General features: G+C 42.4%; 20 protein-coding genes. 7 read left to right on the top strand and 13 right to left on the bottom strand.

What is annotated here, in order from left to right; translation table 11 throughout:
• Nucleotides 1-50 precede the first annotated feature (50 nt).
• The 5 genes from FG28_RS06570 to FG28_RS06550 form a co-directional block, all read right to left on the bottom strand.
• Nucleotides 51-458 (bottom strand): DUF6168 family protein, encoded by a 408-nt coding sequence (locus FG28_RS06570; RefSeq protein ID WP_036381031.1) that lies wholly within the window; start codon nt 456-458, stop codon nt 51-53.
• Nucleotides 458-688, bottom strand: coding sequence for an AtpZ/AtpI family protein (locus FG28_RS06565; RefSeq protein WP_036381029.1), 231 nt, complete (start codon nt 686-688; stop codon nt 458-460). Before FG28_RS06565 ends, FG28_RS06570 begins: the two co-directional genes overlap by 1 nt.
• Nucleotides 666-1,106 (bottom strand): polymer-forming cytoskeletal protein, encoded by a 441-nt coding sequence (locus FG28_RS06560; protein WP_036381026.1) that lies wholly within the window; start codon nt 1,104-1,106, stop codon nt 666-668. Before FG28_RS06560 ends, FG28_RS06565 begins: the two co-directional genes overlap by 23 nt.
• Nucleotides 1,107-1,112: 6 nt before the next feature.
• Nucleotides 1,113-3,638, bottom strand: coding sequence for a hypothetical protein (locus FG28_RS06555; protein ID WP_051947201.1), 2,526 nt, complete (start codon nt 3,636-3,638; stop codon nt 1,113-1,115).
• Between the two features lie 144 nt (nt 3,639-3,782).
• The gene (locus FG28_RS06550; protein WP_036381021.1) at nt 3,783-4,796 is read right to left on the bottom strand and encodes a GlxA family transcriptional regulator; all 1,014 of its coding nucleotides are present in this window, start codon (nt 4,794-4,796) and stop codon (nt 3,783-3,785) included.
• Between the two features lie 191 nt (nt 4,797-4,987).
• Between FG28_RS06550 and FG28_RS06545 the strand changes: the two genes are divergently transcribed.
• Nucleotides 4,988-5,356, top strand: a complete 369-nt coding sequence (locus tag FG28_RS06545) for a nuclear transport factor 2 family protein (RefSeq protein ID WP_036381019.1) — start codon at nt 4,988-4,990, stop codon at nt 5,354-5,356.
• Nucleotides 5,357-5,516: 160 nt separating this feature from the next.
• Here FG28_RS06545 and FG28_RS06540 read toward each other — a convergent pair whose 3' ends face one another.
• Together FG28_RS06540 and FG28_RS06535 are read right to left on the bottom strand one after the other, a co-directional pair.
• Complete coding sequence (locus FG28_RS06540) at nt 5,517-6,209, bottom strand: ABC transporter ATP-binding protein (RefSeq protein WP_036381016.1); 693 nt, start codon at nt 6,207-6,209, stop codon at nt 5,517-5,519.
• Between the two features lies 1 nt (nt 6,210).
• On the bottom strand, nt 6,211-7,680 hold the full coding sequence (locus tag FG28_RS06535) for a DUF5687 family protein (protein WP_036381013.1): 1,470 nt from the start codon (nt 7,678-7,680) through the stop codon (nt 6,211-6,213).
• A 117-nt stretch (nt 7,681-7,797) separates the two neighbouring features.
• On the opposite strand from FG28_RS06535, the gene FG28_RS06530 reads away from it, so the two are divergent.
• Nucleotides 7,798-8,847 carry a ferredoxin--NADP reductase gene (locus tag FG28_RS06530; protein WP_036381011.1) on the top strand — a complete coding sequence of 350 codons (1,050 nt, stop codon included), beginning with the start codon at nt 7,798-7,800 and terminating at the stop codon, nt 8,845-8,847.
• On the opposite strand, the gene FG28_RS06525 is transcribed toward FG28_RS06530, so the two are convergent.
• Nucleotides 8,844-9,620 carry a patatin-like phospholipase family protein gene (locus tag FG28_RS06525; protein WP_036381008.1) on the bottom strand — a complete coding sequence of 259 codons (777 nt, stop codon included), beginning with the start codon at nt 9,618-9,620 and terminating at the stop codon, nt 8,844-8,846. The two genes, FG28_RS06530 and FG28_RS06525, sit on opposite strands and share 4 nt — an antisense overlap.
• A gap of 355 nt (nt 9,621-9,975) precedes the next feature.
• On the opposite strand from FG28_RS06525, the gene FG28_RS06520 reads away from it, so the two are divergent.
• From FG28_RS06520 to arsS, 3 genes are all read left to right on the top strand, one after another.
• Nucleotides 9,976-10,668 (top strand): DUF2064 domain-containing protein, encoded by a 693-nt coding sequence (locus FG28_RS06520; protein WP_051947200.1) that lies wholly within the window; start codon nt 9,976-9,978, stop codon nt 10,666-10,668.
• Nucleotides 10,669-10,771: 103 nt separating this feature from the next.
• Nucleotides 10,772-11,107, top strand: coding sequence for an arsenosugar biosynthesis-associated peroxidase-like protein (locus FG28_RS06515; protein WP_036381006.1), 336 nt, complete (start codon nt 10,772-10,774; stop codon nt 11,105-11,107).
• Between the two features lie 63 nt (nt 11,108-11,170).
• Nucleotides 11,171-12,259, top strand: coding sequence for an arsenosugar biosynthesis radical SAM (seleno)protein ArsS (gene arsS, locus FG28_RS06510; RefSeq protein ID WP_197062558.1), 1,089 nt, complete (start codon nt 11,171-11,173; stop codon nt 12,257-12,259).
• A gap of 26 nt (nt 12,260-12,285) precedes the next feature.
• Here the strand turns inward: arsS and FG28_RS06505 are convergent, their stop codons facing one another.
• A complete protein-coding gene (locus FG28_RS06505; protein WP_036381002.1) occupies nt 12,286-13,158 on the bottom strand; it encodes a hypothetical protein in 873 nt (290 codons plus the stop codon).
• A 329-nt stretch (nt 13,159-13,487) separates the two neighbouring features.
• Between FG28_RS06505 and FG28_RS06500 the strand changes: the two genes are divergently transcribed.
• On the top strand, nt 13,488-14,105 hold the full coding sequence (locus tag FG28_RS06500; RefSeq protein ID WP_036380999.1) for a TetR/AcrR family transcriptional regulator: 618 nt from the start codon (nt 13,488-13,490) through the stop codon (nt 14,103-14,105).
• Here FG28_RS06500 and FG28_RS06495 read toward each other — a convergent pair.
• The 3 genes from FG28_RS06495 to FG28_RS06485 are packed head-to-tail and all read right to left on the bottom strand — an operon-like array spanning nt 14,102 to nt 16,712.
• Nucleotides 14,102-15,154 (bottom strand): glycosyltransferase family 9 protein, encoded by a 1,053-nt coding sequence (locus FG28_RS06495; protein WP_036380997.1) that lies wholly within the window; start codon nt 15,152-15,154, stop codon nt 14,102-14,104. The two genes, FG28_RS06500 and FG28_RS06495, sit on opposite strands and share 4 nt — an antisense overlap.
• A complete protein-coding gene (locus FG28_RS06490; protein WP_036380995.1) occupies nt 15,138-15,743 on the bottom strand; it encodes a DUF4254 domain-containing protein in 606 nt (201 codons plus the stop codon). The genes FG28_RS06495 and FG28_RS06490 overlap by 17 nt, the downstream gene beginning before the upstream one ends.
• Before the next feature lie 36 nt (nt 15,744-15,779).
• Nucleotides 15,780-16,712 (bottom strand): DUF6427 family protein, encoded by a 933-nt coding sequence (locus tag FG28_RS06485; RefSeq protein ID WP_036380993.1) that lies wholly within the window; start codon nt 16,710-16,712, stop codon nt 15,780-15,782.
• 39 nt (nt 16,713-16,751) lie between these two features.
• On the opposite strand from FG28_RS06485, the gene FG28_RS06480 reads away from it, so the two are divergent.
• On the top strand, nt 16,752-16,973 hold the full coding sequence (locus FG28_RS06480; RefSeq protein WP_036380990.1) for a hypothetical protein: 222 nt from the start codon (nt 16,752-16,754) through the stop codon (nt 16,971-16,973).
• Here FG28_RS06480 and purD read toward each other — a convergent pair.
• Nucleotides 16,968-18,239, bottom strand: a complete 1,272-nt coding sequence (gene purD / locus FG28_RS06475; RefSeq protein WP_036380987.1) for a phosphoribosylamine--glycine ligase — start codon at nt 18,237-18,239, stop codon at nt 16,968-16,970. The genes FG28_RS06480 and purD overlap by 6 nt on opposite strands.
• Between the last annotated feature and the right edge of the window lie 42 nt (nt 18,240-18,281).

Raw genomic sequence — 18,281 nt, 5'->3', positions numbered from 1 at the left:
CTAAAAAGAAAAAAGCTTTCAAACTTTTATTTTTGAGGATTTTGAGTCGCCTAATCTTCAGAGGATTCCTCCAAAATTTTAAGCATTCTGGAGGCATAAAAAGTCTCCAAAAAAAGGGCGATGGCGTACGGGACAAAAAAAGCAGCGAATTCTTGGCCAGACATGTCCCCATCACTAATGTAAGTGGGGTAGAAAAAGATGAAGAAAAACACAAACTTCACCAAACTTCCGGCCATGAACAAAAACCCAATTTGGTTCTTCAAGCGTTCCCTAAAACGGAATAGCAATCCAAAAATGATCACGGCCAAAATGGCATTGATCACATAGGAGCGCACAATTAAATTACCATAAAGTGGAAGTCCCTTCCTGGACAAGACAAACAAATGCCCTGCAAAAGCAAGAATCAACAACAGCAGAAGAAGGAGAAGAAACTGGGCGAACAGGTTGCGTTTTAACATCAATATTTAATACGTTTTAACTGTTGCAAAACTAGCCAAATAGAAATTGCCACTCCCAATAAAGTGGCAATTACCGTAAAAATATTCTTTTCGTTTTGATATTCGGCGTCCAACCATTTTCCGCCTTGGACGGACAAATAAATAATGGCCCCCATTTCAAAGCCTATGCCTGTTAGGATCGCCGCATTTCTGAAGGTGTTCTTTTTTTTAGGAGGCTTTTGCTGGCTCATTGCTTTTGGTAGACTCCAATTTTGGCGCCGGTGAAGACGACGAAGTGGTTGGGGTTGCGCCCTTGCCCATGGTACAGGCCGCATTAAAGGTAGCTCCCGGCTCTACCGCCAATTTGGCCACAGTTACCGTGCCTTCAATAATGGCAGAGGCTTTCAAGGAAAGCAAGTCCTTTACGTTGAGCTCTCCATTAAATTTTCCTTCGATATCGGCATTTACACATTCCACCTTTCCGTTGATGTAGCCATCTTTTCCAATGACCACTTTACCAGATGTTTTTACATTGCCTTCCAGTTTGCCGTCGATTCTAAAATCGGCCTCGGAAGTAATGTCTCCTTTTATCTTCGTGTTCTTTTCAATTCTGTTGGGTTGTCCGCCAAGTTCATTCATAGGTCTGGGTTTTTTGTTGTCAGAAAACATTGTGTTCTAGGGTTTTGGGGTTAAAATATGTTCTTTGTATGATTCTAAATTCTTGTGGACTTGAACAATTTTATAGTTCTCCGATAAAACTACAAAATTCTCATCTTTAATACGGTAGTCCCTATTGTTTTTAATAAGCTCTGCAAAGCCCAAGGCAAAATCCTTAGATCGAAATCCATGCACCACCACAAATTCATCTTCCAAATTATAGATGTCCTTGGAAACAACATTTTTATAGTTAAGCTCTTTAATGGCGTCTTCCAATCGCTTCTTTAAGATTAACGCTTTTTCGTCGTCCCTTATTTTAAATGGGAAGACCACCTTCCAGTTCGAGGTTCCTGTAGAACCCGTTTCTGGTGAGAAATCCTTGTTTTCCAACTTGGGCAATTGCTCTTCTACAATTTGCTCCGCTTTTTTCCCTTCGGGATTGTTGGGATAAGTAAGGGCCACGTAGTTCAAAGCTTCCTTAAACTGTTCAAACCCTTGTAGGCGACCAATGGCATTGGCTTTCAGCATTTCAAACTTGGGCACAATGGGGTCACCGGTAAATTTGTTGATATATTCCTCAGAAAACGTAATGACCCTAAGGTACTCCTGCTGTTCGTATAATTTGAACAATGCCGCATATCGTGCATCAGGGCTATCGGTATTTCCTGCCAAAACTGCTTGTGGATTTAAAAGAATTTCCGCGTAACGGGTATCTGGATGGTTGTTGATGATATCCTGTTTCATGTTCTGCGCCAAAGGACTACCACTTTCCTCATAAATCTTGTACAGATTATATTTTGAGGGAAGAATCAAACGCTCCTCAGGATTGGAAGCCAAAACCCTTTCCAATTTGGCAGCTGCCAAAAGGTTGTCCTTAAATTTTTCTTTATAGATCAATCCCAATTGATAGTTGGCAAAGTTCCGCTCCGTCCATAGACTATCAATCACGGATGCATCCGTAGGGATTTGACCCAAATAGTACTCCACCGAATATTTTTGGTCTTCGGTGAGGTTTTGAGTCGATGGGTCATTTCCCGCCACTTGGTCACCAGTTGCCTCTGACACCAATGTCCTGGATTTGTTGCTCCATCGCCAATCATCTTCCAAGGTACGGTCGCCCCATCGGGTTCTAAAGTCATTTTTACCATATCCCAAACTGGTGATGTTATAGAAATAAAACTTGCCCTGATTTTCTTTGCCTCCCTTACTGTTGGCAAATGTGGCAAAACCAGCCGCTGCTTGCTGCTGTTTTTTGGCTTCCTCTTCCTCGGCCTTGCGCTTTAATTCTGCAATGTAATCCTCAAAATAGGCCTTTCGTTCCGCTTCGGGCATCTGGTAAACGGTAATGACGCTATCGGTGTACTGGACAATGTCCTCATATTTGATGACATCTTCCAGATTGTCCAATTTCTTTTTTATGTCCCGGTGTTTTCTGGTGTTTTCGGCAAGATTGGTCAAGGTGCTGTCATAATAGGCCCCTGCCGTTTTGTATTCATCCTCATCAAAATAATAATCGGCCAAGCTTTGATAATTCAGGGCATTCAGTTTCCGTTCGTTCTGGGTTGCTCTGAGCGATTTGTTATAATAGGCCAAGGCCAAACTATCTTCCTCGTTGGCTAGATGGAACTGCGCCACTTCACGATAAATCTTATCCAAAAATGGTCGGTTTTCCCGATTTTCCTCCAAATCGGTCAGATATTCCAATAGTTCCTCCTCGTTGGCATCGGTAATCTCTGTATTCCGAATTTTCTGCAAGTGGGCATTGATCATGTAGACCCGTGGCGATTTTCGATTAAGGTCGATGACTTTATCAAAAGCATAATTAGCACTGTCTTTATGCCCCAATTGGTTGAACAATTGTCCAATGATGAAGAGGTATCTTCCTTTTTCAGGATTTTTCTTGGTGTAGGCCTGGGCGATCTTTAATTTTTGAATGGCGGTATCCGGTGCATTTAGGTTGATGTAGCACTGAGCCAAAACGGCATTCGCATCTGCATATTCCTGATCTTTTAGCGATTCATATTTGAACAAACGCTTCAGGTTCTTGATGGCCACTTCAGGGTTGTCCAAACGCATATTGGTTTTTTCACGCCAAATGGTGGCCTCGTTCAGTTTATCGCTCTCCACATATTTTCTAAGGATATAATTGAAGGATTCCAATGCAGGAATATAGCGTTGGTCAAAGTAACGTGCCTTTCCCAACAGGAGAAAAGCTTCATCGGTTTGAGGATTCCGTTCCTCATCCTTAATGTCCATACTGTGCTTTTGGATGGCCTTGGTGGCCTTTTCCTCAGCAATAATAAAGTTGGGGTTGTTATCCTCAGAATCGAGCTTCACCTCATCGGTCACTTCCAAGCGCTCCACGGGTAGGATTTCCCAGTAATCGTCCCTATAACTATTGTTGAGTTCTTCCCTGCCCTGTTCAAAAGCAATGTTACCATTGTACAAAGTATTGTACTTGGTATTCAGTGCATGCCAGTTCCGGTTGATGAACTTGTCCTTTTTGGTAGAGCAAGAATTAAAGAGCAGCCCTCCCAGAACCATGGTGACGATAAGTGTATTACGAAGCTTCAAAATTATCGATAATCGTGTGTAACCTTAACTGAAAAAAACACAGATTATTATAAGCCTCATCGATAAAATACAAGTTTTTTTATTTGCCTGATAATTGGGGAACCCACATTTTAATCACCAGGAGTTGGGGCCCTGATATTCCAGTTGTGCCCGGTTGTATTTGGTTTTGTAAGCCACGGGCGATAATCCCGCGTATTTTTTAAACACAGTACGGAACGCCTTTTGGTCCGCATAGCCAACCTGATACATTATCTCGTTCACATTTTGTTGGGTGGTTTCCAGACTGCGTTTGGCCGCTTCTATCTTCACCCGTTGAATGTATTCCAATGGGGTGTTCTGGGTGGCTTTTTTAAATCGCCGAACAAAATTTCTATTGCTGATCGCAAATTTTTGGGCCAACTCCTCCACCGATATTTTGTCGTTCACGTTGTCCTCGATAAAAGTTTGCGCTGCCTTGATGGCCGTGTCGTCATGTTCCTTTTGGCCTTGAAAAATCACGAACTGGTTTTGGTCTTCGCGATCTATTTCAATTTCAAAAAATTTGGAAATGTAAATCGCCACTTCGCGGCCACAGTATTTTTCAATAAGGTGGATCATGAGGTTCAAAAAAGAATACGCACCACCGCTGGTGTAAATACCGTCTTCCTCGGTGACAATTTTGTTGGAGACCAGATTCACCTGGGGGTACATCCGTTTGAACAACTCCATGGCCGCCCAATGGGTAGAGCACTGTCTGCCGTCCACCAGACCTGTGCGGGCCAGCACAAAAGCACCCAAACACATACTGGCCACCTCTGCATTGTTTCGGTTTCTTTGACTAATAATCCAATCCACGTAGGGTTGATTCAATTTTAGTTCCTCGATCAACTTGTCCGTACGTAAAGCTGGAATCAGGATAAGATCTGTCTTCTCTACTTCAACAATGGTTTTATCACAATGAATGCTGAACAGTCCATTGTACAAGGATTGGTCGCCATCCAAGCCCACCAAATGAATGTCAAAAAAGTCATCGTTTCTCACCCCTGTGCTCTGTAAAAAACGATTGGCGGCCGACAAAATCTTGAACGGACCCACCACACTGCTTAAAATAGCATTACCCTTGGGCACCAAAATACTTACATGTTTCATAACCATGGATTTACATGTACTAAATGTAGTGGATATCCGTGGCAGAAACAACCCTTTAAAGTGTCGTATTTGCCCTTAGGGCTGTGTTGTAAGCTTTTGTAGTTTCGTCTTAATTCCCGGATATTGAAAAATTCAACCCACAACCCGTAACCGAAATAAGTTTATTCATTAATCAAAAAAACAAGAACAACATGAGCACACAAGAAGTTGCAGAAAAACTGGTCGCCCTATGCCGAGAGGGCAAACACGCAGAAGCCTACGAACTATATGCGAAAGATGCCGTTAGCTTGGAAATGCCCGGAATGCCCAATGAAGTAACCGAAGGCTTGGACAACATTTTACAAGGTTTCAAACAATGGATGGACGGTATCCAAGAAACCCATGGCGGTACCGTAGGTGATCCTGTTGTTGCGGGCAATCATTTTGCGGTGGCCATGACCAGCGATGTTACCTTTAAGGATGGCAACCGGATGAACATGGAGGAAGTTGCCCTCTACCAAGTGCAGGATGGAAAAATCAAAAAGGTGTCGTTCCATTACGATACTTCGGCCATGTGCTAACAGGATTCAAAAAACGATCATGTCTGGAGGCTGTCTAAAAAGCTAGTTATCTGTCAGGTTGAGCGCAGTCGAAACCCATTGATTACCAACATGCTTTAGGTTCTCGACTGCGCTCGAACTGGCAAATTCAAACTTTTGTTGCTTTTTAGACAGCCTCTTTTTATCCCCCAAAAAAAGCTTCCAATTCCTTTAAGGTCTCGGTTGAAGTTTTGATATCCTTCACGATTTCTCCCTTGTTAAGCACCACAATGCGCTCACAAACTTCGGTGACATGAATTAAATCATGGCTGGAAACCAATACGGTAACACCCTCTTTGGCAGCCAAATCCTTAATGATGGCTTTTAATCGTATTTGGGTTGTTGGGTCCAAATTGGCAAAAGGTTCATCCAAGATCACCACTTCAGGGCTCCCAATAAAACTGGCCACGATGCCCACTTTTTTTTGATTTCCTTTGGAAAGATCTCTGAGGTATTTTTTCTGGCCCAAAATCTCGCCGTGGAAAAAATCTTCGTAATTGGACAAAAGCGCATCCACATCGGCTTTGTTCCTACCTCTTAATTCCCCGATGAAGTAGAAATACTCCTCAGGAGTAAGATACCCTATCAAAAAAGTCTCATCAATAAATGCAGAAGTAAACGGTTTCCACGCTTCACTTTGGTCCACTTGTACCCCATTATTTATGATGTGCCCCGTAGTGGGTTGAATCAAATCCAACAACAAACTGAATAAGGTGGTCTTTCCCGCACCATTATTGCCTACCAGCCCAAAGCTTTGCGCTTTGGGAATCTCCAAATGATCAATATTCAGAACTGTTTGCGTATAGGTTTTGGTTAAATTTTCCGCTGTAATCATACTATTTTTGTTTGTAGGCCAATAAAGTTTTGTATTTCTCTTTTTTGTAAATGCCTTCTATTATTTTAAAGGCTTTGTTTTTAAACACAAAGCCGAGTAATCCAACTAAGGCCACACAGAGGTATCCAACCAGTGGACTGACCAAAAGATGGCCCGCAGCATAAATGATAATGGGCAAAACCATTTTAGGCAAAGTCAAGAGTAGTGTCTTTGCATTGAAAGCCTGTTTGTCCCCAAAGGCTTTTTTATTTGACGTGAGGTCTATGGGCGTTTTCACATAGGCACCGCCCCAAAGCACCAAATAACTGTTGATGCCAATATTATAAATGGCCCCAACCAATACGGCGGCGTAGGCTTCCCATCCAAAGTAGATATAGAAGGAAGCTAAAATGGTGGAGATTATCGTAGCAATGATTACCAAATACCATTTTGAGGTGAGGTATTCTTTATATTGAATGTTCTGACTCATCATCAATGGATAATAGCTGCTGTCCCAACTGGGCACATACTGCCCAAAGCTGAAAAGGAATCCCCCAGTGACAAAAATCCCGGCGAAGATGCTCCAAAACGGACCTTCATAAACTTCAAGGGCACCAGTAAAAAAGAGCAGTCCATAAAAAATAAAAAAGAAGCCTGCAATTACTGCCGTTCTGGATCTCTTGTTACGTTTGATGAGTTTGATGTCGTTCTTTAAGAAAGTGCCCAGGTTCCCAAAACGGTTCAACCAATCAAGATTTTCTGTTTTGGCCTCAGCTTGTTTGGTAGCCAGACCACCATCCAAATACATGTGCTTTTTAAAATAGGAATAGGCCAAAAAATAGAGCCCAATCATTAAGAGCCATGGTACTATTGCCGTCCAGGGTACATCAAAGAATACGTCAAAAATAGGCTGGGTGAATAGTGTAATATCAAACCACTGATAATATTGTGAAATACCGGCCATCAAAAACAGTCCCGCTAGAACATAAAAGACACTGTCTTTGTTGTTGACCATAACATTGATGAAGTTGTTGACGAAAATTAGGGCCATAAAGCCCAGATGCCATCCTATTACCGAGACAACGGAATAGCCTTCCATGAGCAAAACCACACTAAAGGGCACAAAGAAAAATGCGTGCATAATGTTAAAAAAGGAAACCACCGTTTTCCCAAGGGAGTAGTTTACCACTTTGCTTTTTTTAATGGGCAAATACAGCAATGGTTTTATATTGGTCACAGGCATTTTTTGGAGCATGTACCGTAGCACAAGATCAAAGGCCAAATAGTAAATCATGTATTGGTTCACGATTCGCAATGGATCACCAATTCCGGCTTTCTTTATCATAAAATAGGAGCCAAAGCCCATCCCCAGAAAAACAAGGATAAAATAGAGCGCCCCAATTCCCATTAAGATTTTGATCCAAATCTCGGTCTTAAAAGATGCCGCCCTAAAAAAAGATTTCCATTGAAGGCCAAGGAAACGTTTGAACATGGTTGGTAGTTTTCTTGTTAGTGTGCAAAGTATGCTATTTGTTACAATGCTCATCCTTTTTGTAAAAATGAGGGAAAAAATAAGGGTAATCCTTAGTTTTGCAGCAAAATTGTATTCATGAGCGATTCCCATGCGTTAAAAATCTCCGCCGTAGATCGATTGACTCCAAATGCGGTGGCACTTACCTTTGATGTTCCCAACGAGTTTGCGGACACTTACAAGTTTAAGGCTGGCCAGTACATTACCATAAAACACCCATTGAACGGGAATGAACTCCGGAGGGCCTATTCCATTTCCTCAGCTCCTTCTTCTGGACAGTTGACCGTGGGCATAAAGAAAATGCCGGGTGGTACATTTTCGGTTTTTGCCAATGAAAACCTTAAAGCTGGAGATGTCTTGGAGGTGATGCGTCCTGAAGGACGTTTTGTTTTTGACAAAACTTCGGACAAAAAGAGTGTGGCTGCTTTTGCCGCGGGAAGTGGCATTACTCCGATAATGAGTATTGCCGAAACTGTTTTGGAAAGCAATCCCGAAAATACCTTTGTGTTGGTTTTTGGGAACCAAAACCCCGAAGAAACCATGTATTTTCAGAAAATACAGGCACTTAAAGAGAAATATTCCGAACGGTTTTTTGTGCAATATGTCTACAGCAGGGCACATGAGGAGGATGCCCTTTTTGGACGAATTGAGCGTTCCACTGTAAACTTTGTCATCAAAAACAAATTCAAAGAGACCCCATTTGATGCCTTTTATCTCTGTGGCCCTGAAGAAATGATCCATGCTGTGTCAGACACCCTCAAGGAAAATGGTGTCTCCGGGGATAAAATCCATTTTGAACTCTTCACCAGTTCTGATGAGGAAGATGAAATGGCCGAAAACTTGGAAGGAAAAACCAAGGTCGAGGTAATTTTGGATGATGAAACCTTCTCTTTGGTAATGGACCGAAAACGAGTGGTGCTCGATGCGGTGCTCGATGAGGACATAGACGCACCTTATTCTTGTCAAGGTGGTGTTTGCAGTACTTGCATTGCCCGTGTCAAGGAAGGAAAGGCCGAGATGGCCAAAAATCAAATCTTGACCGATGGTGAAGTGGCCGAAGGGCTGATCCTAACCTGTCAGGCGCACCCGTTGACCCCAACTTTAAAAGTAGATTATGATGATGTTTAGTCTTTAGAAGCCAGTAGTTTTTCAATAGCCCTGCTACCGTGTTCGTAACCTATGGAAAAGGCATTTTCTATACCTTTTTTATCCAATACGCCGATTTTATCGAGCTCTTTGGGTTCTATATGCAAGTGACATTGCCCCAACTTTCCTTTGTTGGAAGCATAAATCATGAGATTGGTTACCCTACCCGCCAATTGTAGCGAGTTCCGAAGGTCGGTTTTTTGCACTTTGGCCGCAATGGAAACGTTGCTTCCAATGAGAAAATCCACTTTATCCTCCAGATATTCCTTTGGAAAGTTGTTCATAATCCCGCCATCTGCATAGAGAATCCCTTCAATCTCTACGGGACTGAAAACGGGTGTCAATGCAGCAGAGGCCAATAAAGGCAGAATCAATTCACCTTGGTTGAAGACCTTTTCCTCCCCACTCAACAAATCCGTGGCCACCACATACAAGGGTTTGCTCAAACTTTCGAAAGAGTTATTAGGAAAATAGCCTTTAAAAATGCTGAAATAACGCTCCGTATCAATAAAACCTGGTTTGTTGATGGCAAAAAAACTGTACTGGAACAAGGGTGTCTTTCGGAAGAAGTCCAGCATACTCTCCACCGAGTTTCCATTGGCATACAGGGCGCCTACCAAAGCACCTACACTGGAACCAGACACCATTTGGGCCTCCAAGTCGTGCTCTCGCATGGCCTTGATCAAACCAATATGGGCCATTCCACGAACACCCCCACCCGAAAGCACCAGACCAATGGATTTATCTTCAAACATTTTTGATTGGCAAAACAATGATGCACAAAGGTATAGCATTGCGTTGTGGATGGCATTGTCCTGCATCATGATTTCGATTAAAAAATCATTATTTCTATAGCCTGATTTGATTTAATAAATGACAGATTTACCGACTAGGCAGTCGGTACAATTCAAAAATGGCCCTTGTTGCTGTCTTTTGTCGAATTCATTCAAAGCTTAATCGAGGAACTGTAAACATCTCATTTTCAAAACCGACTGACGGGTCTGAATGTTAAAATGGGAGCTACGCCCCAAAATCTGTAATTTAAATAGGTGTGTTCCGACCAAAATCAATAGTAATAATTGTTGTATGTTTAGGATAAACATCGAATAATTGCACCGAAAGCCAATTAATGATACCGCTATTTTAGTGTTCGCAAATTCTGCGAACCGGGATAGCCATATCAAAAAAATCGGGGTCGATACTTCACTTTTTAATGCTTTAAATGCACACACCCTTAAAATTGTGAAGGCCGCAAGTTTGCCCTATTTTCATTTCACGGAACGGGAACAATACGGTGAAACTTTTGGAGAGCGTTTTGCCCATGCCATTCAATCTGTTTTTGATGAAGGCTTTGCCAACATCATCGCCATTGGAAATGACAGTCCGCAATTGAAGACGCAACATCTTTTGGAAACCCATCAACAACTTCAAAATGGTAAAACGGTTTTAGGCCCGGCAGTGGATGGTGGATTTTATTTGTTGGGGCTGCATGTTTCCAACTTTCATCAAGATTCTTTTAAGTTGCTTCCCTGGCAAGAAACTATATTGTTCAATGCCACGCAGCATTATTTTGAATCATTGGGGTGCACGGTTTCTTCATTAAACCGATTGATCGACATTGATTCGGCCAGTGACATCAAGCGTCTATCCAACCACATCACAACTTTGGTTGACGGTTGGCTCTCGCTTTTTTCCAAATTGATACATCAGACGATAGCTTTTCTTGAAGTTGGTAAGACGACCCAGAAAAATATATTCCTTTTCATCCCCTTTAATAAGGGTTCGCCTGTTTTGTTTACCTAATAACCCTGCCAAGTGCGGGTACTTGGCCCTCCTTTTTTATTCTATAATTCCGACATGAAATTCCCTTACTGGCTCATGTCGATAATCCACTAAAAAACAGAACATGGCAAACTCATATTACGACCCAGCTGACTTAAGAAAATTTGGTTCCATAACAGAATGGAGTGAAGAACTCGGCAACAAATTTTTTGACTATTATGGTAAGGTTTTCGAAGAAGGTGCACTAAGTGCTCGGGAGAAATCATTGATTGCGCTTGCGGTGGCCCATGTAGTGAAGTGCCCTTATTGTATTGATGCTTACACTAAAGATGGCCTCCAACGGGGCATTACCAAAGAGGAAATGATGGAAGCCGTACACGCCGGTGCCGCCATTGAGGGTGGTGCCACGCTGGTGCACGGTGTGCAGATGATGAACAAATACAACAAACTCTCCATGTAATAACTGGAGATCGCTTCGCTGTCAGATGTTAGAAGGTTTTCAAAACACTTTTAGAACTTAAAAATGGGACAAAGCATATTATCAGATATGAAAAAGGCGGCCAAAAAGTCGCTAAAAGCTCGGGAAAATGAACTCGCCAATACCAATAGGCAGTTGGAAATCCTGAACGGTGAGCTGTTTGCAAATGGAGAGCTCCCCTACTTCAAGGATAAGATTGCGAAAACGGGACAATTTCCATTAAAACCAAAGACATTGGAAATCCTGCAGATCAATGTGGGGTATATGTGCAACCAAGTCTGCGAACACTGCCATGTGGATGCTGGTCCAGACCGAAAGGAAATCATGACCCGGGAGACCATGGAACAGTGTTTGGAGGTCATTCGGAATACGGGAGCCCACACCTTGGACCTTACAGGTGGCGCTCCAGAAATGAATCCCAACTTTCGGTGGTTTGTGGAAGAAGCAGCCAAAGCGGGTATTCAGGATTTTATTGTGCGTTCCAATTTGACCATCATCCGTGCCAACAAAAAATACCACGACCTACCCGAATTCTTTAAAAAGCATAATGTGCACGTGGTTTCGTCCATGCCGCATTACACTCGGGGCAAAACGGACAAGCAACGTGGCGATGGGGTTTTTGATAAATCCATACAAGCCTTGCAAGATTTGAACGCGGTGGGGTATGGAAGGCCTGATAGCAGCTTGCGGTTGGATTTGGTCTATAATCCCTCTGGGGCCTTTTTGCCGGGCGACCAAGCAGCCATGGAGCACGACTTTAAAAAAGCGTTGAAGGAAGATTTCAATATTGAATTCCATAATCTGTTTGCGATTACCAATCTGCCCATTTCGCGCTTTTTGGATTATTTAATTGCTTCGGACAATTATGAGGATTATATGTATGCGCTGGTGGAGGCCTATAACCCTACCGCAGTAGAAAATGTGATGTGTACCAATACCATTTCCGTAAGTTGGGATGGCTGGTTGTATGATTGCGACTTTAACCAAATGCTTGACCTAAAGGTGGCCAGCAAGGTAAAACACATCAAAGATTACAACGAAGACCTGTTGAATGACAGGGAGATTGTGATTTCACAACATTGTTATGGGTGTACTGCAGGAGCAGGTAGTAGTTGCCAAGGGACGGTGGCTTAATATAGGAAAGAGTTTTACCGCTAATTCTACTTGTACAATTTACATTCAATTTCAGGACCCCTTGGGATAACCAAAAGCGAGTGTACGCCACGTTGTAGCATATCTTCGCAAAACTTTTCCGCATTCTCCAGCACTTGGAATGGTTGTAATTTTTCGGTATCTGTTTCAAAGAACACCAAGTTGCAGTGCTCATCATCATAAAAGTCAAAGCCATAGTCCACAAATATCTTGTCCCGCATTCTTTCTCTTTTTCTAATAGTTGAAGCCAGTTTTGGGTCAATCTTATCGAGGAATGCATCGGGTGTGCGTCTTGCCAGATATTCCGGAGAGAATTCAGTATTGGTTACGGGCTTATCAAATTTAGCGTCGATAAAAGCCAAACAATCGTCTTTACTGTTCAATGCATCAATAGTTGTGTTATTGATTACCGGTACAGTATCGTAATTTGCGGCCAATTGACTTGGCTTATTGGCGAAGTACAGGGCCACAAAGGAATCAAGGCTCTTGGCCACTTTTTCCTTCTCATAATCGGTTCCCTCACCTATGATATACACGGGGAAATTTTCCTTTTCCTCGTCAAGATAAACCCCCAATACCGTTGGACCACATTCATCATGTAATGTCTCTGAAATTAATGGAACAAAGTTTGTTCTGAAATGCTCTTGCACCTCATCAGAACACCCCCCGTAGAATAACTCAGCCAAATCCTCTTCAGGATTGTCTGGGTATTCCTCAATATCCACCTCATCTGGAGAAATGGTGTAGTACTCAAATGTAATTGGTTCAACATAAGGTGCATCACCTAAAATTCTGATTTTCAGAGGAGACATTTTTTTATAACGTTCACTGTTTTGAAAAAAGGCTTCAATTGGTTTTGGGTATTTGCCTTGCTCACTCATTTTACGGTTTTTTGTAATTGTTTACTTGTGACAAAGTACCCCAACCGTACCTCTATCTCGAAGAAAATTGATCAATACCCTATTTCATCTAGCCAGTCCATCATCCGATCTGATAAAACTTCTATAGTCGTTTCATCTTACTTGTTTATTTGATGGTCAAAAATACCCTCTTGACCGACCCACAAGTCGGTTTGCGTTTTGGGATTTTTGTGTTTTATCGGTTTTTGAACACTTCACCGATTTTTCAGGGAAGTACATCTTGAATTCTTTGGGTTGACCCATTTCCGTAGAATCTTTGTCACAGACCAAACAGTCTAAACCCAAATCTTATGGAAATGACCCTTAAACGAAGGGAGACCATGCACCGCTTATGTGGTAAAGGTCTCGAAATCTTCAACGAAAAAGGCTATTACAACACCAGTTTGGATGATATCCTCCAAGAATTGTCCCTATCTAAAGGTGCTTTTTACCATCACTTTAAATCCAAGGAAGACTACTTTATCAATATTGTGCAGAACCTTATTGTGCAAAAAGTCTACGCGCTTTTAATAGAGCCGTTGGACACCGATGAGAATCCGCTCCCCGTAATTGTGGAAAGTTTGGAAAACGCCTTGGAGCCCGGCAAAAAAAATGAAATGGCCTATGGCTTTATGCTAAACGATTTCTTGACTGAGTTCAATAAGCGTAATGAAGAAATATCGGGTTACCTAAAAAATATCCTGAGTGTTTGGGAAGTAAACTTGGTTGCTGTGTTGAAACGGGGGAAAGTGGATGGCCATATTGCCCGCCATGTGGATTGTGAGGGGGCTGCCACTTATATCATCGCCTCATACTTGGGTATGCGTTCCTTGATGACCGATAGCTCCAATCGCCAATTGAAATACCAGTACATTCAACAGTTAAAGCAATACTTCAAGTCGATTTCGGCAACCCTTGCTCTTGCTTAGCCTTCCAAAATTTTGGTAAGCTTTTCCAAGACTTGTTGGGGTTGAATGGTTTTCATGGCTGATTCGTATCCTGAAGGCACTTTATTCCCATAAATTGAAGTTGGAATCAGTGGGTATTTTTCCCGATCAGCCAATACCGCGTTTTCATCGGGTTGATGAAAAGGATAAAATCCGGCATACGGATGGGTAACGCCCCATAAGGTCACCACCGGAATGCCATAATTGGCCGCCAAATGGGCATTACCGCTGTCCATGGAAAGCATCACGTCCAAATTGGAAATCAGTTGCAGTTCTTCAGAAAGATTGAGCTTTCCGGCCATGCACAAGGCATTTTCATACTTCTTTGATAACTCCTTCAACACTTCTACTTCCTTGGCTCCGCCGCCAAATAGCAGTATTTTATACTTGTCGGTATCATTTAGGGTCTTGATTACCTCTTCCATAGATTCCAGCGGATACATTTTACCTTCGTGGGCCGCAAAAGGGGCAATCCCTATCCATTTTTTGGTGTCTTGCTGCACCAAGCCCAACACTTTTTCTGAAAGTTGCTCTCGATCTAAGGGTATGGCATTGGACAAATTAATGGGAAAACCGAGTTTGGCAAACACATCGGCATAACGTTGATGGGTGGTTTTAAGTTGCTTGAAAATTTTGTTCTTGGAGCGGGTAAGTGCCTTTTTTTCCTTGCGCCCCTTATCAATCTGAACAAAAGGAGTCCCATCAAGGGCAAAATACTTTTTCAGCACCCTGCTGCGAAGCACATTGTGGAGGTCGGCCACCGCATCAAATTGCATGGGTTTCAACTCCTTTTTGTAGAGCCGCCATAATCCCATAAGACCCTTGTGCCTCTTCTTTACATCTGCCTCAATTACATCTGCCCTTTCCAAGCCCTCAAAGATGGGGCTGAAATGCTTTTTGGTGAGCACTGTAAGTTGTACGTCGGGATATTTTTTGAGCAAAGTGCCCAGAATGGGAACAGTCATGGCCACATCACCCATTGCGGACAAGCGGATGATAAGGATTTGGGTGTATTTACCCTTTTTGTCCACGAAGTACGGGATTAAGTTCGTCGTCGTTGTACATTTTCATCTGTTTGTAGACTTTCATGTACTTGTTCCCCGCCTCAATATCCGTCAACAATTGGTCTATGGCTGTGGAAAGGTCCTTTCTTTGCTCCAAAAGCACCGATAGCTTCTCACTACATTTTTTAATATGCTCTGGCGAGGCATCGGTACGGTTCACCTCCTCTTGCATGTGGTAAATTTTCAAGGCCAAAATAGAGAGTCGGTCTATGGCCCACGCTGGGCTTTCGGTATTGATGGTAGCGTTGTCCTTGACCTCAACGGCTTTGTATTTATCCAAAAAATAGCCGTCAATATACTCCACCAAATCCGTACGGTCTTGATTGCTGGCATCGATTTTTCGTTTCAGGTCCAAAGCAGCTACCGGGTCAATATCCGGGTCGCGGATAATGTCCTCATAATGCCATTGAACGGTATCAATCCAATTTTTACGGTACAGCAAATGCTCCACTTTATCCTTTGGATACGGGTTGGAAAATTCTTGGTATACATCGTCCTTAATGTGATAGGTGTCTATACTTTCCTGAAATATGTTGAAGGCAAATTCGCTGAACATTGCTATACGTTTTGGGCAAAGATATTGCTTTATGATTTATCGATTGATCTGTATGATAAAAAGCAAGAGGGGAACTGCAATGCATAGCCCCAAGAACAATTCTTGCAACTTTGTTCTTTTAATGCCCTCCAAATAATTGGCCATAAAAACAGCAGCTGGGAAAAAAGTGAACAGAAGAGGAGAAGCACCCGCGGGACTGAAAAGGGCCAGTGCCACGCCAAGGATAAAAATAAATAGCACGATTCGCAACAACACCAACTTTCCTCCCCCCATGTTGCGGACCCTCACAAAAACAATTATCATGAGCAATAGCATCAACAACATATAGATCATTGTTTTTATATTGATGACCTGATTCAACGTTTCTGTCTTAAGCAATCCTATTGAAAATATATAGTGTTCGGCAAAAAAATTCGTTGCCCCTGTAAGCCTAAGTGTGGCAAACGTTATCATAAAAACCGTGGCAATTCCCAGAAAAGGCACCAACCAGTTTTTAAAGTTTTTCCTGTCATACACATTGATGACCGCAAAAACCAATAATAAAAAGACAAGTGACCAATCGTAAAAAAGGCTGGCTATGCCAATTAAAAAGGAAGCATCAAAAATCTTGTGTTTTACAAATCTGATGGATTTAACGGCCAACAATCGCCAAAAGGCCAAAAGCAGAAAAATGTTGGTAAAAATGACATTTTTGTTGAACAAAGTTTCGGAGAAGGCCACCAACAAGAGCACAAAAAACAGCATGGCGTAGGAGTTGAAATCGGTCACCTTCTCTGTCCGTACAATTTGGTTGATAATAAACAAAGCCAAAAGCAAGACTGCAAAAGCCAACAGTTCAAGAAGTATGAATTGGGTTACAACTTGTGCTCCGAAACCAAAAAAAGCGTTGATGGAATAGAAAAGAAACAAAAAAACGCCAAGGACAATGTAATTTATGGGTTTTGTTTTTCCGAAAAAGCTTGAAATCATCCTTTCTTTTGCTACTTTTGTAAAGTAAATATAGCCAAGATGAGCAAGTTTTTTTACGGTATAGAAGACTTATTTGTAAACTACCTTTTTGCCCCCTACGATTTTTTCCGTTTTATGGAAAGCTGGTGGGCCTCCAACACCCTAAATTGGATTTTCTTTGTCATTGGTTTGGTGGCATCTGTATACTGGATGAACCAATTGAAAATTTTCAATGACAATGGTGAAGAGGACAAGAGCATCAGCTCCCACTCTTATCTATAGGTCAAACCCGAGATCCTTTCTGTAGTACATCCCATCAAAATGTAGCTTTTCCATATTTTGATAGGATTTTTGCAGGGCTTCCCTAAAGTCTTTTCCAAAGGAAGTGACGGCTATGACCCGACCTCCATTGGTCACTACTTTTCCATTTGAAAGTTTTGTTCCTGCATGGAACACCAGGGAGTCCTCAATGTTTTCGGCACCAGTGATTTCCTTTCCTTTTTCATAGGCCTCTGGGTAGCCCCCTGAAACAGCCATCACGGTAGTTGCCGCCCTTTCATCAATTTCAAGGTTGATTTGGTCCAGCGTACCATTCGCCATCGCAAGAAGCACCTCGACCAAATCACTTTTCAGGCGTGGTATGACTACTTCTGTTTCCGGATCGCCCATACGAACATTGTATTCGATCACTTTAGGGTTGTCCCCAACTTTTATCAACCCGATAAAGATAAAGCCAACATAGGGAAGCTTATCTTTTTTAAGGCCTTCTACCGTTGGCTTTACAATCTGACGTTCTATCTTGTCCATAAAGCTGGAATCGGCAAATGGAACGGGGGAAATGGCCCCCATGCCCCCAGTATTGAGTCCGGTATCTCCCTCACCAATCCGTTTGTAGTCCTTTGCGGTGGGAAGGATTTTGTAGTTGGTGCCGTCTGTAAGCACAAAACAGCTCAATTCAATACCATCCAAAAACTCTTCAATGACCACTGTGGTACTGGCATTCCCGAATTTTGAATCGACCAGCATGGATTTTAATTCGGACTTGGCCTCTTCCAAATCCTGAAGAATCAGCACCCCTTTTCCAGCGGCCAATCCATCCGCTTTGAGTACATAGGGTGGATTTAAGGACTCCAAAAAGGCATAGCCTTCTTCCAAGGTTTTGGCTGTAAAACTTTCATAGGCGGCTGTAGGAATATTGTGCCGCATCATGAACTCTTTGGCAAATTCTTTACTACCTTCTAAAGCGGCGGCGGCTTTCTGTGGGCCAATAACTGGAATATACTTGAGTTCGGCATCATTCAGGAAAAAATCATGAACTCCATTAACCAAAGGGTCTTCAGGTCCTATAACTACTAAATCAATATTTTCCTTGAGTACCAGTTGCTTGATAGCGGGAAAATCATTGACCCCCACCTCAACATTTGTGGCAATTTGTGAAGTTCCTGCATTGCCTGGGGCTACAAACAGATTTTTTGTTTTAGGGCTTTGTGAGATTTTAAGGGCTATGGCATGTTCGCGACCGCCAGAACCCAGGACCAAAATGTTCATGAATAAAAATTTTGGCAAAAATACACTGTTTGGATGCCCCTT

The organism is Muricauda sp. MAR_2010_75, assembly GCF_000745185.1.
In the GTDB taxonomy this organism is placed as follows: Bacteria; Bacteroidota; Bacteroidia; order Flavobacteriales; family Flavobacteriaceae; genus Flagellimonas.
This window is presented reverse-complemented; position numbering and strand designations above follow the sequence as displayed.

Excerpts from the sequence above, each read along its gene's own strand:
- FG28_RS06550 (WP_036381021.1), bottom strand. The coding sequence starts at position 4,796 with ATGAAACATGTAAGTATTTTGGTGCCCAAGGGTAATGCTATTTTAAGC.
- FG28_RS06505 (WP_036381002.1), bottom strand. The coding sequence starts at position 13,158 with ATGAGTGAGCAAGGCAAATACCCAAAACCAATTGAAGCCTTTTTTCAA.
- FG28_RS06490 (WP_036380995.1), bottom strand. The coding sequence starts at position 15,743 with ATGTTCAGCGAATTTGCCTTCAACATATTTCAGGAAAGTATAGACACC.
- FG28_RS06530 (WP_036381011.1), top strand. The coding sequence starts at position 7,798 with ATGAGCGATTCCCATGCGTTAAAAATCTCCGCCGTAGATCGATTGACT.
- FG28_RS06555 (WP_051947201.1), bottom strand. The coding sequence starts at position 3,638 with ATGGTTCTGGGAGGGCTGCTCTTTAATTCTTGCTCTACCAAAAAGGAC.
- purD (WP_036380987.1), bottom strand. The coding sequence starts at position 18,239 with ATGAACATTTTGGTCCTGGGTTCTGGCGGTCGCGAACATGCCATAGCC.
- FG28_RS06545 (WP_036381019.1), top strand. The coding sequence starts at position 4,988 with ATGAGCACACAAGAAGTTGCAGAAAAACTGGTCGCCCTATGCCGAGAG.
- FG28_RS06515 (WP_036381006.1), top strand. The coding sequence starts at position 10,772 with ATGGCAAACTCATATTACGACCCAGCTGACTTAAGAAAATTTGGTTCC.
- FG28_RS06535 (WP_036381013.1), bottom strand. The coding sequence starts at position 7,680 with ATGTTCAAACGTTTCCTTGGCCTTCAATGGAAATCTTTTTTTAGGGCG.
- FG28_RS06540 (WP_036381016.1), bottom strand. The coding sequence starts at position 6,209 with ATGATTACAGCGGAAAATTTAACCAAAACCTATACGCAAACAGTTCTG.
- FG28_RS06485 (WP_036380993.1), bottom strand. The coding sequence starts at position 16,712 with ATGATTTCAAGCTTTTTCGGAAAAACAAAACCCATAAATTACATTGTC.
- FG28_RS06570 (WP_036381031.1), bottom strand. The coding sequence starts at position 458 with ATGTTAAAACGCAACCTGTTCGCCCAGTTTCTTCTCCTTCTTCTGCTG.
- arsS (WP_197062558.1), top strand. The coding sequence starts at position 11,171 with ATGGGACAAAGCATATTATCAGATATGAAAAAGGCGGCCAAAAAGTCG.
- FG28_RS06480 (WP_036380990.1), top strand. The coding sequence starts at position 16,752 with ATGAGCAAGTTTTTTTACGGTATAGAAGACTTATTTGTAAACTACCTT.
- FG28_RS06525 (WP_036381008.1), bottom strand. The coding sequence starts at position 9,620 with ATGTTTGAAGATAAATCCATTGGTCTGGTGCTTTCGGGTGGGGGTGTT.
- FG28_RS06565 (WP_036381029.1), bottom strand. The coding sequence starts at position 688 with ATGAGCCAGCAAAAGCCTCCTAAAAAAAAGAACACCTTCAGAAATGCG.
- FG28_RS06560 (WP_036381026.1), bottom strand. The coding sequence starts at position 1,106 with ATGTTTTCTGACAACAAAAAACCCAGACCTATGAATGAACTTGGCGGA.
- FG28_RS06500 (WP_036380999.1), top strand. The coding sequence starts at position 13,488 with ATGGAAATGACCCTTAAACGAAGGGAGACCATGCACCGCTTATGTGGT.